The sequence below is a fragment of the Herbaspirillum sp. NPDC087042 genome, assembly GCF_044745245.1.
Taxonomy (GTDB): domain Bacteria; phylum Pseudomonadota; class Gammaproteobacteria; order Burkholderiales; family Burkholderiaceae_D; genus Herbaspirillum.
The window spans coordinates 63,680-76,548 of sequence record NZ_JBIUZW010000020.1 but is presented as its reverse complement, the minus strand read 5'-3'; the positions used below and the strand labels follow the sequence as shown (position 1 = coordinate 76,548).

13 protein-coding genes are annotated in these 12,869 nt (G+C 64.2%); 10 read left to right on the top strand and 3 right to left on the bottom strand.

Annotated elements, in window-relative coordinates:
• The 7 genes from dapD to ACIPHN_RS22885 form a co-directional block, all read left to right on the top strand.
• Nucleotides 1–670, top strand: a 670-nt coding sequence (gene dapD, locus ACIPHN_RS22915; protein ID WP_400440632.1) for a 2,3,4,5-tetrahydropyridine-2,6-dicarboxylate N-succinyltransferase, incomplete at its 5' end; no start/stop codon positions are given.
• 119 nt (nt 671–789) lie between these two features.
• Entirely contained in the window at nt 790–1,149 is a 360-nt protein-coding gene (locus ACIPHN_RS22910; protein WP_400440629.1) for an ArsC family reductase, read from the top strand.
• Nucleotides 1,150–1,151: 2 nt separating this feature from the next.
• A complete protein-coding gene (gene dapE, locus ACIPHN_RS22905; protein WP_400440626.1) occupies nt 1,152–2,279 on the top strand; it encodes a succinyl-diaminopimelate desuccinylase in 1,128 nt (375 codons plus the stop codon).
• 50 nt (nt 2,280–2,329) lie between these two features.
• Nucleotides 2,330–3,220: a 50S ribosomal protein L3 N(5)-glutamine methyltransferase gene (gene prmB / locus ACIPHN_RS22900; RefSeq protein ID WP_400440621.1), complete on the top strand. Its 891-nt coding sequence runs from the start codon at nt 2,330–2,332 to the stop codon at nt 3,218–3,220.
• Nucleotides 3,221–3,259: 39 nt separating this feature from the next.
• Nucleotides 3,260–5,248, top strand: coding sequence for an ATP-binding cassette domain-containing protein (locus ACIPHN_RS22895; RefSeq protein ID WP_400440619.1), 1,989 nt, complete (start codon nt 3,260–3,262; stop codon nt 5,246–5,248).
• A 139-nt stretch (nt 5,249–5,387) separates the two neighbouring features.
• Nucleotides 5,388–6,191 carry a cystine ABC transporter substrate-binding protein gene (locus ACIPHN_RS22890; protein ID WP_400440616.1) on the top strand — a complete coding sequence of 268 codons (804 nt, stop codon included), beginning with the start codon at nt 5,388–5,390 and terminating at the stop codon, nt 6,189–6,191.
• Between the two features lie 95 nt (nt 6,192–6,286).
• Nucleotides 6,287–6,946, top strand: a complete 660-nt coding sequence (locus tag ACIPHN_RS22885; RefSeq protein ID WP_400440614.1) for an amino acid ABC transporter permease — start codon at nt 6,287–6,289, stop codon at nt 6,944–6,946.
• A gap of 116 nt (nt 6,947–7,062) precedes the next feature.
• On the opposite strand, the gene ACIPHN_RS22880 is transcribed toward ACIPHN_RS22885, so the two are convergent.
• On the bottom strand, nt 7,063–7,344 hold the full coding sequence (locus ACIPHN_RS22880; protein ID WP_400440611.1) for a hypothetical protein: 282 nt from the start codon (nt 7,342–7,344) through the stop codon (nt 7,063–7,065).
• Between the two features lie 189 nt (nt 7,345–7,533).
• Between ACIPHN_RS22880 and ompR the strand changes: the two genes are divergently transcribed.
• From ompR to ACIPHN_RS22865, 3 genes are read left to right on the top strand one after another with little or no spacing between them, the layout of a single operon-like run.
• A complete protein-coding gene (ompR, locus tag ACIPHN_RS22875) occupies nt 7,534–8,295 on the top strand; it encodes a two-component system response regulator OmpR (protein WP_198982082.1) in 762 nt (253 codons plus the stop codon).
• 37 nt (nt 8,296–8,332) lie between these two features.
• On the top strand, nt 8,333–9,694 hold the full coding sequence (locus ACIPHN_RS22870) for an ATP-binding protein (RefSeq protein WP_400440607.1): 1,362 nt from the start codon (nt 8,333–8,335) through the stop codon (nt 9,692–9,694).
• Nucleotides 9,687–10,250, top strand: a complete 564-nt coding sequence (locus tag ACIPHN_RS22865; protein ID WP_400440604.1) for a flagellar protein FlhE — start codon at nt 9,687–9,689, stop codon at nt 10,248–10,250. Before ACIPHN_RS22870 ends, ACIPHN_RS22865 begins: the two co-directional genes overlap by 8 nt.
• A gap of 24 nt (nt 10,251–10,274) precedes the next feature.
• On the opposite strand, the gene radA is transcribed toward ACIPHN_RS22865, so the two are convergent.
• Together radA and alr are read right to left on the bottom strand one after the other, a co-directional pair.
• The gene (gene radA, locus ACIPHN_RS22860; RefSeq protein ID WP_400440601.1) at nt 10,275–11,660 is read right to left on the bottom strand and encodes a DNA repair protein RadA; all 1,386 of its coding nucleotides are present in this window, start codon (nt 11,658–11,660) and stop codon (nt 10,275–10,277) included.
• 49 nt (nt 11,661–11,709) lie between these two features.
• Nucleotides 11,710–12,789 (bottom strand): alanine racemase, encoded by a 1,080-nt coding sequence (alr, locus tag ACIPHN_RS22855; protein WP_400440598.1) that lies wholly within the window; start codon nt 12,787–12,789, stop codon nt 11,710–11,712.
• Between the last annotated feature and the right edge of the window lie 80 nt (nt 12,790–12,869).

Genomic DNA, 12,869 nt, shown 5'->3' with positions numbered 1-12,869 from the left:
GGATGTCAACCAATGGGTGAAGAAGGCCATCCTGCTGTCCTTCCGCCTGGAAGACAACGTGCCGATGTCGGCTGGCACCGGCTACCCGCAGTTCTACGACAAGGTACCCACCAAGTTCGCCAACTACACCGCCGAAGATTTCGCCCGTGGTGGCTTCCGCGTGGTGCCGCCGGCAGTGGCCCGTCACGGCTCCTTCATCGGCCGCAACGTGGTGCTGATGCCCTCCTACGTCAACATCGGCGCCTACGTCGATGAAGGCACGATGGTCGACACCTGGGCCACCGTCGGCTCGGCTGCCCAGATCGGCAAGAACGTCCACCTGTCCGGCGGCGTCGGCATCGGCGGCGTGCTGGAACCGGTGCAGGCCGGCCCGGTCATCATCGAAGACAACTGCTTCATCGGTGCCCGTTCGGAAGTGGTCGAAGGCGTCATCATCGAAGAAAACTCGGTGCTGTCCATGGGCGTGTACATCGGCCAATCGACCAAGATCTATGATCGCGAAACCGGCGAAGTGCACTACGGCCGCGTGCCGGCAGGTTCGGTGGTGGTGCCGGGCAACCTGCCCTCCAAGGATGGCAAGTACAGCCTGTACGCCGCGATCATCGTCAAGAAGGTCGATGCGCAAACCCGTTCCAAGACTTCCATCAACGAACTGCTGCGCGGCGAGTAATCCCGCCTTGCGGCTTCATTGAAGTCCTGCATCACCACGCGCCGCGCCGGTCGTCTCGTACACCGGCGCGGCGTCGTGTTCTAGTGACCTCGATTGCGACAACAAGCGCGAGAACAAGCATGAGCGACAAGATCACCCTCTACGGCATCCCCAACTGCGACACCGTCAAGAAGGCCCGCGTGTGGCTGGACGAGCAGGGGATCGCCTTCCACTTCCACGATTTCAAGAAGGCCGGCCTGGACGCCGCCCAGGCACAAGCCTGGTTGAAGGACGTCGAGCGCGACGTGTTGGTCAATCGCAAGGGAACCACCTGGCGCGCCCTGCCGGACGAGCGCAAGGCCGCCATCACCGATGACGCCGCTGCGGTGGCACTGATGGTGGAAAACCCCTCGGTGGTGAAGCGCCCGGTGCTCTTCGATGGCAAGCACTATCACGTCGGCTTCAAGGCCGATCAGTATCAACACATTTTCGAGAAATGATCATGAGCAAGACGCTGGCCCTGACCCAGGAATTGATGTCCCTTTCTTCCGTCACCCCCGAAGACAAAGGTTGCCAGGCCCGGCTGGCGGAATTGCTCGCGCCCCTGGGCTTCGTCTGCGAGACCATCCAGTCCGGCGACGTCACCAACCTGTGGGCGCGCAAGGGAACGGCCCAGCCGCTGGTGGTCTTTGCCGGCCATACCGACGTGGTGCCGACCGGCCCGCTGGAGAAGTGGCAGTCGCATCCCTTCCAGCCGACCCTGCGCGATGGCCGCCTGTACGGTCGCGGCGCCTCCGACATGAAGACCTCGATTGCCGCCATGGTAGTGGCCTGCGAAGAGTTCACCGCAGCGCACCCGGATCACAAGGGCTCGATTGGCTTCCTCATCACCAGCGATGAAGAAGGCCCGGCCATCGATGGCACCGTGGTGGTCTGCAACGCCCTGAAGGCACGCGGCGAACAACTGGACTACTGCATCGTGGGCGAGCCGACCTCGGCCAAGACCCTGGGCGACATGATCAAGAACGGCCGCCGTGGCACCATGTCGGGCAAGCTGACCGTCAAGGGTATCCAGGGCCATATCGCCTATCCGCAACTGGCGCGCAACCCCATCCACCAGGCCGCGCCGGCACTGGCCGAGCTGGTGGCCGAACAGTGGGATGCGGGCAATGAATACTACCTGCCGACTTCCTGGCAGGTCTCCAACATCCATGGCGGCACCGGTGCCTCCAACGTGATCCCCGGTGACGTGGTGATCGACTTCAACTTCCGCTTCTCCACCGCCAGCACCGTGGAAGGCCTGCAGCAGCGCGTACACGCCATCCTGGACAAGCATGGCCTGGAATACGACCTGAAGTGGACCGTCGGCGGCCTGCCCTTCCTGACCCCGCGCGGCGATCTGTCGGATGCGCTCTCCAGGGCCATCAAGGACGAGACCGGTCTGGACACCGAACTGTCGACCACCGGCGGCACCTCCGACGGCCGCTTCATCGCCCAGATCTGCCCGCAGGTGATCGAGTTCGGACCGCCCAATGACAGCATCCACAAGATCGACGAGCACATCGAAGTGCGCTACGTCGATCCCCTGAAGAACATCTACCGCAAGACGCTGGAAAACCTGCTGGCCTGATCCCGCGACCGGCCACTAGCAACTAGCTACCAGCTACAGAAAGAACGACCATGACACCCAACAATTTCTCCACCGTGCGCGACCTGCTGCGCTACGCCGTGACCCGCTTCAACACCGAGCAGCTGTTCTTCGGCCACGGCAGCAGCAATGCGCTGGACGAGGCCGCCTACCTGATCCTGCACACCTTGAAGCTGCCGCTGGACCAGCTCGATCCCTTCCTCGACGCGCGCCTCTTGCCCGATGAAATCGCCGCGCTCATGCGCGTGATCGAACGCCGCAGCAAGGACCGCGTGCCGGCCGCCTACATCACCAACGAAGCCTGGCTGGGCGCCTATCGCTTCTACGTCGATGAGCGCGTGATCGTACCGCGCTCCTTCATCGCCGAACTGATCCCGCAGCACTTCGCGCCCTGGATCCAGGATCCGGACGCCGTCACCCACGCGCTGGACCTGTGCACCGGCTCCGGCTGCCTGCCCATCCTGCTGGCCGATGCCTTCCCCAATGCGCAGGTCGATGCCGTCGACATCTCTGCCGATGCACTGGCGGTGGCACGCAAGAACGTGGACGAGTACCAGCTGCAGGACCGCATCACCCTGGTCGAGTCCGATCTCTACAGCAAGCTGCCGGCGCGCAAGTACGACCTGATCATCAGCAACCCGCCCTACGTGAACTCCGGTTCCATGGCCAAGCTGCCGCAGGAATACCTGCGCGAGCCACAACTGGCGCTGGCCGGTGGCGAGGATGGCATGGACCTGGTACGCAAGATCGTCGCCGATGCCGCCGAACGCCTCACGCCCGAGGGCGTGCTGGTGGTCGAGATCGGCAATGAGCGCGCCTTCGCCGAGGCGGCCTTCCCCGAGCTGGAACTGACCTGGATGACCACCAGCGCCGGCGACGACATGGTGTTCCTGGTCACGGCCGAACAGCTGCAACTGGCCTGAAGCCGAGCCTTACCGCGTCCCAACGATTGTGAATCACCGATGATCCGTTTCCAGCAAGTTTCCCTCCAGCGCGGCGTCAAGCCGCTGCTGGAAAATGTCGACCTGACGCTCAACCCGGGCGACAAGATCGGCCTGATCGGCGCCAATGGCGCCGGCAAGTCCAGCCTGTTCGCCATGCTGCGCGGCGAACTGCATGCCGACCTGGGCAATATCGATTTCCCGGCGCGCTGGCGCATGGCCTACGTGGCGCAGGAAACCCCGGCGCTGGATCGTGCCGCCATCGAATACGCCATCGATGGCGACGTCCATCTTCGCCAGCTGGAAGCCGAACTGGCGCGCGCCGAAGCGCAGCCCGATGACAAGCACGATGGCAACCTCATCGCCGAGCTGCACACGGCCCTGGCCGATGCCGATGCCTATACGGTGCGCTCGCGTGCCGAACAGCTGCTGCTGGGCCTGGGTTTCTCGCTGGAACAGATGGCGCGGCCGGTGGCCAGCTTCTCCGGCGGCTGGCGCATGCGCCTGAACCTGGCGCAGGCGCTGATGTGCCCGTCGGACCTGCTGCTGCTGGATGAACCGACCAACCACCTGGACCTGGATGCCATCATCTGGCTGGAAGACTGGTTGAAGCGCTATCCCGGCACGCTGCTGATCATTTCCCACGACCGCGACTTCCTCGACGGCGTGGTCAATGTGATCGTCCATATCGACGAACGCAAGCTCAAGCGCTACTCCGGCAACTACAGCGCCTTCGAACGCCAGCGCTCGGCCCAGCTGGAACTGATGGCCGGCATGATCGAGAAGCAGCAGCGCCAGCGCGCCCACCTGCAATCCTTCATCGATCGCTTCAAGGCCAAGGCCACCAAGGCGCGCCAGGCACAGAGCCGCATGAAGGCGCTGTCCAAGATGGAAGAGCTGGCACCGCTGCGCGCGGCGGCCGAGTTCTCGTTCGAATTCCGCGAGCCCTTGTCGGCGCCCAACCCGCTGCTGGTGCTGGAGAAGGTCAATGCCGGTTACCACACCGAGGGCAAGAACGGTGCGCCGGATGAGGACAAGATCATCGTCCATGGCATCGATTTCTCGCTACAGAACGGCCAGCGCATCGGCTTGCTGGGCGTCAACGGCGCCGGCAAGTCCACGCTCATCAAGACGGTGGCGGGCGAGATCGATCCGCTGTCGGGCACGGCCCGCCTGGGCAAGGGTCTGGTGATCGGCTACTTCGCCCAGCACCAGGTGGAGATGCTGCGCCACGACGAATCGCCGCTGTGGCACATGACGCGGCTGGCGCCGGATGTGCGCGAGCAGGAGTTGCGCAACTTCCTGGGCAGCTTCAACTTCAACGGCACCATGGCCACCTCGTCCATCGCACCCTTCTCGGGCGGCGAAAAGGCAAGACTGGCGCTGGCCCTGATCGTCTGGCAACGCCCCAACCTGCTGCTGCTGGATGAACCGACCAACCACCTCGACCTGGAAACCCGCGAAGCCCTGACCATGGCGCTGGCGCAGTTCGAGGGGACGCTGGTGCTGGTGTCCCACGATCGCCACCTGCTGCGCGCCACCACCGACCAGTTCCTGATCGTGGCCGAGGGCAAGTTGCAACCCTTCGACGGCGATCTGGACGACTACAAGGACTGGCTCTTCAAGACCAAGCTGGCCGCGCGCAACGATGCCGCTGCCGCCGCCCCGCTGCCTGCTGCTGCCGCCAGCCAGGCGGCCGAGAGCGCACCGGTCTCGCTGGTCGACCGCAAGGAACAGAAGCGCCTGGAAGCCGAACAGCGCCAGAAGATGTCGGCCCTGAAGAAGCCCATCGAAGCCCGTATCAAGCGGCTCGACGAGCAAATCGCCAAGCTCAACCTGCGCAAGGGCGAGATCGACACCCGCCTGGCCAGCCCGGATATCTACGATGCCGCCAACAAGGATGAACTGAAGACGCTCATCACCGATCAGGCCTATTGCACCAAGGAACTGGACCAGCTTGAAAACGAATGGCTGGAGCAACAGGAAGCGCTGGAACAGTTGCAGGCCTGACCCGGCTGCTACGGGCAGGAGCATGGCATAAGCTTTCTACATCATTGTCTTAACCCCGCCCTTGCAGTTCGGCAAAACGAGGGCATCATGACGACCTGGCTGCAGCGTTGCGGCGAACGATTCGAAAGGACATCGACATATGAACAAGAATATCAAGCAATGGCTGCTGGCCGGTGTAGGCGTGGCACTGCTCTCGGGCAGCCTGGCGGCCTCGGCGGCGGACCTGCTGCAATCGGTCAAGAGCAGCGGCACCCTGAAGGTGGCGCTGGAGGGCAACTACCCGCCGTTCAATTTCAAGGATGCCAAGACCGGCGAGCTGACCGGTTTCGAAGTCGATGTGGCCAAGCTGCTGGCGGCCAAGCTGGGCGTCAAGCCGGTCTTCACCACCACCGAGTGGAGCGGCATCCTGGCTGGCCTGGGTGCAGGCAAGTATGACGTCATCATCAACCAGGTCGGCATCACCGACGAGCGCCAGAAGGCCTTCGATTTCTCCGATCCCTACACGCTCTCCAGCGCCCAGCTGATCGTGCGCAAGGATGAGACCCGCCAGTTCAAGACCCTGGACGACCTCAAGGGCAAGAAGCTCGGCCTGGGCCAGGGCACCAACTTCGAACAGAAGGCCAAGGCCGTGCAGGGCATCGACGTGCGCACCTATCCCGGTTCGCCCGAATACCTGGCCGACCTGGCCGCAGGTCGCATCGACGCCGCCTTGAATGACAGCTTGCTGGTGGGCTACATCCTCAAGTCCACCAACCTGCCGCTGAAGGCGGGCAGCCCGGTGGGTACCGTCGACAAGATCGGCATCCCCTTGCGCAAGGGCAACCCGGAGTTCAAGGCAGCGCTGAACAAGGCCCTGGCCGATATCAAGGCCGATGGCAGCTTCAAGGCCGCCTCCGAGAAGTGGTTTGGCATTGACGTGAGCCAGCCGCCGAAAGCACAATAAGGCGCGCTGGTCGTTGCGCTCCACCCCGCCCGATTCCCGTCGGGCGGACCGACTTATCCCCGCATCGCGGGGATAATTTTTTATATCGAATGCTTATGGAAATCCTGGAACTGCTACAGCAAGCCGCGCCAACGCTGGCCAAGGGCGTCGGCTACACCCTGCTGTTTGCGCTGGCCTCGATGGTCGGCGGCCTGGTGCTGGGATTCGTGCTGGCGGTGGCCCGCATCGTGCCATGGCGCCCCATCCACTGGCCGGCCGCGGTGTATGTCAGCATGATGCGCGGCACGCCGCTGCTGGTGCAGATCTTCGTGGTGTACTACGGCTTGCCGGGCCTGGGCATCGAATTCTCGCCGCTGACCGCCGGCGTGTTGACGCTGAGCCTCAACGCCGGTGCCTACCTGTCGGAAAGCCTGCGCGGCGCCATCCTGGGCGTGACCCGTGGCCAATGGAATGCCGCCTACAGCATCGGCCTGACCTACTTCCAGACGCTGCGCCATATCATCGTGCCGCAGGCCGTGCGCATTGCCGTGCCCTCGATGAGCAATACCCTCATCAGCCTGATCAAGGACACCTCGCTGGTCTCGGTCATCACCGTGACCGAACTGATGCTGGCGACCAAGGAAGTGATCGCCGTCACCTTCCGCCCCTTGCCGCTGTATGTGGCGGCGGCCGGCATCTACTGGATGCTCAGCCTGTGCTTCGAAGCCTTGCAGCATCGGCTGGAGAAGAAGCTGGGGCGGGCGCACCAGATCTGAGGAGCGTCGGCGCCCCATGCCCGCAAAACGAAGAAGCCCGGGTGCATCGGCATCCGGGCTTCTTCGTTTTTTGACCTGGCGGGGCCAGGACGGGAATTTATTCGGGGTGGTTGGCGTCAACGCTTGACGCGGTAGATGTCCTGTCCGACCTCGTTGATCTGGCGTCGCAGTTCGCGTCGTTCATCGGCACTCAACTTGCCGTTGCGGCGCTGCTCCTGCTCACTGGCCATCTGGCTGCGCTGCTCCTGGCCGCTGAAATCGCCGCCACGGGGCCTGAAGTCGCCGCCCTGCTGGCCGGGCATCGGCCGACCGCCCTGCGGCGGACCCGCCAACGCGGAGCCCACGCCGAGCGCCAGCATCGCGACCAGACATAGCTTGTTGACGACTGCAATCTTCATAAAGCGATTATTTCCAGAGACAGAGAATCGGTAACCGGGAAGTTCTCTTGCCATGAGTTTCCCGAGGTGATTCCAGTGTAGGCCGCAGGCCGCGATGGTATAAGATGATTAAGGTAAGGTATGTAACAGTTTGTAATGGATCGACAGCCCCGACTTGCTCAAAATCGCCAAGACGCTACCATAGGCATCATGAATACGACTACCGGCAACAATACTAATACGACAACATCCGCCAATCAATTCAAAGTGTTGGTGGTGGATGACGATATCCGCCTGCGCGACCTGCTGCGCCGCTACCTGACCGAACAGGGTTTCAACGTGGTCACGGCCGAAAATGCCCAGGCCATGAACAAGCTCTGGATCCGCGAGCGCTATGACCTGCTGGTGCTGGACCTGATGCTGCCCGGCGAAGATGGCCTGGCGATCTGCCGCCGCCTGCGTGGCGCTGGCGACCAGACCCCCATCATCATGCTCACCGCCAAGGGCGAGGACGTGGACCGCATCATCGGCCTGGAAATGGGTGCCGACGATTACCTGCCCAAGCCCTTCAATCCCCGTGAACTGGTGGCACGCATCAACGCGGTGCTGCGCCGCAAGGGCCCGGATGAACTGCCGGGTGCGCCCTCCGAGACCCCGGAAACCTTCGAGTTCGGCGACTTCATCCTGGACCTGGGTACCCGCACCCTGAAGAAGAGCGGCGAGACCATCTCCCTGACCACTGGCGAATTCTCGGTACTGAAGGTATTTGCCCGCAATGCCCGCCAGCCGCTGTCGCGTGAAAAGCTGATGGAAATGGCGCGCGGCCGCGAATACGAAGTCTTCGACCGCAGCCTGGACGTGCAGATCTCGCGCCTGCGCAAGCTGATCGAGCCGGACCCGGCCAATCCGCTGTACATCCAGACCGTCTGGGGCCTGGGCTACGTCTTCATCCCGGAAGGGAAACCGCGCTGATCTCCCGCTTCACCCCTGACCTGCAGGCCGCTTGCCGATGAAAGTCCGACCCCAATCAGGATGGTTTAGCAACGGCCTGTTCTGGCGCACCTTCTTCCTCCTGACCTTCCTGATCACGGCCAGCATGGTGGCCTGGGTGGCCAGTTTCCGCATGGTCGAGCGCGGTCCGCGCGCCGAACAGCTGGCCGCCCAGATCGTCTCGGTGGTCACCATCACCCGCGCCGCCCTGACGCACTCCGCACCGGAGATGCGGCGTGAGCTGCTGTTCGACCTGGCCAGCAACGAGGGCATCCGTATCTACCCGCTGGAGAAGAGCGACCGCATCGTCCCTCCCGAGGATTCCCCCATCGTGCCGGAACTGGAGTACTACGTACGCCAGTCGCTGGACGAGAACACCCTGTTCGCCTCCAGCGTCAACGAGGTGGAAGGTTTCTGGATCAGTTTCAACATCGACGACGACCAGTACTGGCTGATGCTCGACCGGGGCCGCCTGGACCGTACCTCCAGCCTGCAATGGCTGGGCTGGGGTTCGATCGCCCTGTTCCTCTCGCTGATCGGCGCGGTATTCATCTCCACCCTGATCAACCAGCCGCTGGCCCGCCTGACCGCCGCCGCGCGGGCCATCGCCAAGGGCCGCCAGCCGGAGCCCTTGCCTGAATCCGGCCCCACCGAGATCGAAGAGGCCAATCGCAGCTTCAACCAGATGGTGGCCGACCTCAACCGCGTGGAATCCGATCGCGCGCTGATCCTGGCCGGTATCTCGCACGACCTGCGCACGCCGCTGGCGCGCATGCAGCTGGAGGTCGAGATGGCCAATCTCTCCGACGAATCGCGGGACGGCATGCATTCCGACCTGGCCCAGATGGACAGCATCATTGGCCAGTTCCTCGACTACGCCAAGCCCTTCGATGCCAGCAGCCTGGCCAGCATCGACCTCGCCGGCCTGCTGGCCGACGTCAGCAACCAGCTGGGCCGCCAGGCGGACGTGAAGATCACCACCCGCATCGCCCCCGACACCGACGTGGCCGGCAACGGCACCGAACTGGCGCGGGTCTTCAGCAACCTGATCGAAAACGCCCGCCGCTACGGCAAGACGCCCGGCACCGACTGCGCCGAGATCGACGTGCGCAGCCGCATCGAAGGACATCAGGTGGTGGTGGAAGTGGGCGACCATGGCCCCGGGGTGCCCGACAGCGAATGCGAGCGGCTGCTGCGCCCCTTCACCCGCCTCGATGCCGCGCGCGGGCAAGCCAATGGTTCGGGACTGGGACTGGCCATCGTCAATCGCATCGTGTTGCGACACAACGGCAAGCTGCTCCTCAAGGGCCATGAAGAAACCCATGGCGGCCTGCTGGTGCAGATCACCCTGCCACTGCAGAATCACCGCCGTCATGCGTGAGCGGCGCCTCCTGGCCATGCTGGGCCTGCTAGGCATCAGCGTCCTGCCGGGGATGGCCGCGGCGCAGAGCTACGCCGACCGCAACCTGAGCCTGCCGCAAGGCGGCACCGATACGCGCCGGCCGATCGTGATCCTCTCGCCGGTCACGCCGGCCGCACCACCACCGGTGACGCCAACCGTCCCGCATCACGGCCCGACCGCCGCCTATGCCTCCGACGTGGCAGGGGCCGACATCCGCGCCAAGAACACCGACTACATCACGCAATTCCAGGTCGTCGGCCATGTACCACCCGGCTCCACCATCAGCCAGGTGAGCTGGCGCTATGGCCTGGCACGCAAGCCGGCCGGCTTCGAGGCCTGGCTGTGCTGGCAGGATGCCGGCAGCTGCTGGTCGGTCACCGAGGCCAGTACCGGCAGCACCGACTTCTTCAATGGCCGTGATGCCACCCGGCCGTTCCAGCTCTACTATCGTGTCAAGGGAAGCGGCCCCCTCATCGAGGGGCCGGTCAAGGGCGAGATCAACCAGGTCATCGTGACCTTCCATGTACCGGGCTGAACGGCCCCGGCGCCAGTTCGGACCTCAGCTGGCGTAGTCGTCGATCTCGCGCGCCTTTTGCAAGGCGTCGTCAATGCGTTCCACGGCAATCACCCTGAGGCCCTCGATGGCCTGCTTGGGCGCATTGGCCTTGGGAATGACGGCAATCGAGAAGCCCAGCTTGGCAGCCTCGCGCAGGCGCTCCTGTCCACGAGGTGCGGGACGGATCTCGCCGGCCAGGCCGACTTCGCCGAAGACCACCAGCCCGCGCGGCAGGGGCTTGTTGCGCATGGAAGAGTTAATGGCCATCAACACCGCCAGGTCAGCGGCCGGCTCGGTGATCTTGACGCCACCCACCGCGTTGATGAAGACATCCTGATCGAAAGCGGCAATGCCAGCATGGCGATGCAGCACCGCCAGCAGCATGGCCAGCCGGTTCTGCTCCAGGCCGACCGACAGCCGGCGCGCATTGGGTACGTGCGAGCTATCCACCAGCGCCTGGATCTCGACCAGCAGCGGGCGCGTGCCCTCCTGGGTCACCATCACGCAGGAACCCGGCACCTGGTTCTCATGCTGCGACAGGAACAGCGCCGACGGGTTGGAGACCCCCTTCAGGCCCTTCTCGGTCATGGCAAACACGCCCAGCTCGTTGACGGCACCAAAGCGGTTCTTGAAGGCCCGCACCAGGCGGTAGCTGGAATGGGTATCGCCCTCGAAGTAGAGCACCGTATCGACGATGTGCTCCAGCACGCGGGGACCGGCCAGCGCGCCTTCCTTGGTCACGTGGCCGACCATGATGATGGTGATGCCGGAGGTCTTGGCCACGCGCGTCAATTGCGCGGCACATTCGCGCACCTGGGCGACCGATCCGGGGGCCGAGGTCAGTGCATCGGAATAGATGGTCTGGATGGAGTCGATCACCGCCACTTCGGGCTTGTGCTCGGCCAGCGTGGCCAGGATCTTCTCCAGCTGGATCTCGGCCTGCAGTTGTAGCTCGCGCGCATCCACGGCCAGCCGCTTGGCGCGCAGGGCAATCTGCGCGCCGGACTCTTCGCCGCTCACATACAGCACCTTCTTGAGCCTGGAGATATTGGCCAGCGCCTGCAGCAGCAAGGTCGACTTGCCGATACCCGGGTCACCGCCGATCAGGGCCACGCCGCCAGGCACCAGGCCACCGCCCAGCACGCGGTCGAATTCCTCGATGCCGGTGCCGAAGCGCGGCACGTCGATGGCTTCGATATCGGCCAGGCTCAGCACTGGCGCCGTCTGCGCCAGCCCTTGCGGCTGCGCCGAATAGCGGTTGCCGCCACCGGTCTCCACCAGCGTCTCCACCAGGGTATTCCACTGCCCGCATGCCGGACACTGGCCGGCCCACTTGTTGCTGACGCCACCACATTCGGTGCAGGTGTAATTGGTCTTGACCTTCGCCATCGTCGCCTTGCTATTCCTTATCGATTGACTTCACTTGCAGCAGTCAAACTCATTCAACTTCGCGCACCGCCACCCGGGGCGCCAGCGCGCACATCATTTCATAGCCGATGGTGCCGGCCGCAAAGGCCACCTCGTCGATGGGCAGCTTGCTACCCCACAACTCGACATGGCTGCCCACGGCCGCACCCGGCACATCGGTCAGGTCCACCGCCAGCATGTCCATCGACACCCGCCCCACGGTGCCGGTCTTGACACCATCGACCAGCACCGGCGTGCCATTGGGTGCGTGGCGCGGGTAGCCGTCGGCATAGCCGCAGGCCACCACGCCCACCTTCATCGGCTTGTCGGCCACGAAGCGGCTGCCATAGCCGATCGCCTCGCCGGGCGGCACCTCCTGGACACCGATGATGCGGCTTTCCAGTGTCATCGCCGCGCGCAGGCCGAAATCGGCCGCCGTGCCGCCACCGGGCGTGCCGCCATACAGCATCACACCGGGACGCACCCAGTCATGCGCCAGCTCGGCATGGAGCAGGTCGCCGGCCGAGTTGCACAGGCTGCGCGCGCCCTCCAGGCCCTGCGTACCGGCCTGGAAGCGCCGCACCTGCTCCGCCAGCGGCAGCAAGGGATTACCGGCATCGTCGGCATTGGCGAAGTGGGTCATCATGGTGATGCTGCGCACGCTGGCGATGCGGCGTACCCGCTCGTAGGCGGCGCGATAGGCATCGGGCTTGAAGCCCAGGCGGTTCATGCCGCTATTCATCTTCAGATGCACATGCAGTGCAGCATCGGTGGCGAAAGCTTCCAGCCAGGCGATCTGCTCCTCGCAATGGATGGCAAACTGGATATCGTGACGCGCCAGCACCGGCAGGTCATCGGCATCGAAGAAACCTTCCAGCAGCAGGATGGGCTTGGTCCAGCCCAGCTCGCGCAGGCGTACCGCATAGTCGGGCTCGATCAGCGCCAGCCCGTCGGCGTCGGCAAAGCCGCGCATGGCGCGCTCCAGTCCATGGCCATAGCCATTGGCCTTGACCACGGCCCAGGCGCGGGCCTTGGGCGCATGGGCGCGGGCGACGGCGAGATTGTGTTGAAGTGCGGAAATGCTGATGGAGGCGACGATCGGTCTTGGCATGATGTCCAGTGGCGTTGAAGGCGATGGGCGGATCAGGCAAAGCGCACCGCGACCAGCCGCGCCACCACGGGCCAGCCTGC

Bases quoted from the DNA above. Each gene is read 5' to 3' on its own strand.
- dapE (WP_400440626.1), top strand. From the start codon at position 1,152: ATGAGCAAGACGCTGGCCCTGACCCAGGAATTGATGTCCCTTTCTTCC.
- radA (WP_400440601.1), bottom strand. From the start codon at position 11,660: ATGGCGAAGGTCAAGACCAATTACACCTGCACCGAATGTGGTGGCGTC.
- prmB (WP_400440621.1), top strand. From the start codon at position 2,330: ATGACACCCAACAATTTCTCCACCGTGCGCGACCTGCTGCGCTACGCC.
- ACIPHN_RS22885 (WP_400440614.1), top strand. From the start codon at position 6,287: ATGGAAATCCTGGAACTGCTACAGCAAGCCGCGCCAACGCTGGCCAAG.
- ompR (WP_198982082.1), top strand. From the start codon at position 7,534: ATGAATACGACTACCGGCAACAATACTAATACGACAACATCCGCCAAT.
- ACIPHN_RS22895 (WP_400440619.1), top strand. From the start codon at position 3,260: ATGATCCGTTTCCAGCAAGTTTCCCTCCAGCGCGGCGTCAAGCCGCTG.
- alr (WP_400440598.1), bottom strand. From the start codon at position 12,789: ATGCCAAGACCGATCGTCGCCTCCATCAGCATTTCCGCACTTCAACAC.
- ACIPHN_RS22890 (WP_400440616.1), top strand. From the start codon at position 5,388: ATGAACAAGAATATCAAGCAATGGCTGCTGGCCGGTGTAGGCGTGGCA.
- ACIPHN_RS22870 (WP_400440607.1), top strand. From the start codon at position 8,333: ATGAAAGTCCGACCCCAATCAGGATGGTTTAGCAACGGCCTGTTCTGG.
- ACIPHN_RS22880 (WP_400440611.1), bottom strand. From the start codon at position 7,344: ATGAAGATTGCAGTCGTCAACAAGCTATGTCTGGTCGCGATGCTGGCG.
- ACIPHN_RS22865 (WP_400440604.1), top strand. From the start codon at position 9,687: ATGCGTGAGCGGCGCCTCCTGGCCATGCTGGGCCTGCTAGGCATCAGC.
- ACIPHN_RS22910 (WP_400440629.1), top strand. From the start codon at position 790: ATGAGCGACAAGATCACCCTCTACGGCATCCCCAACTGCGACACCGTC.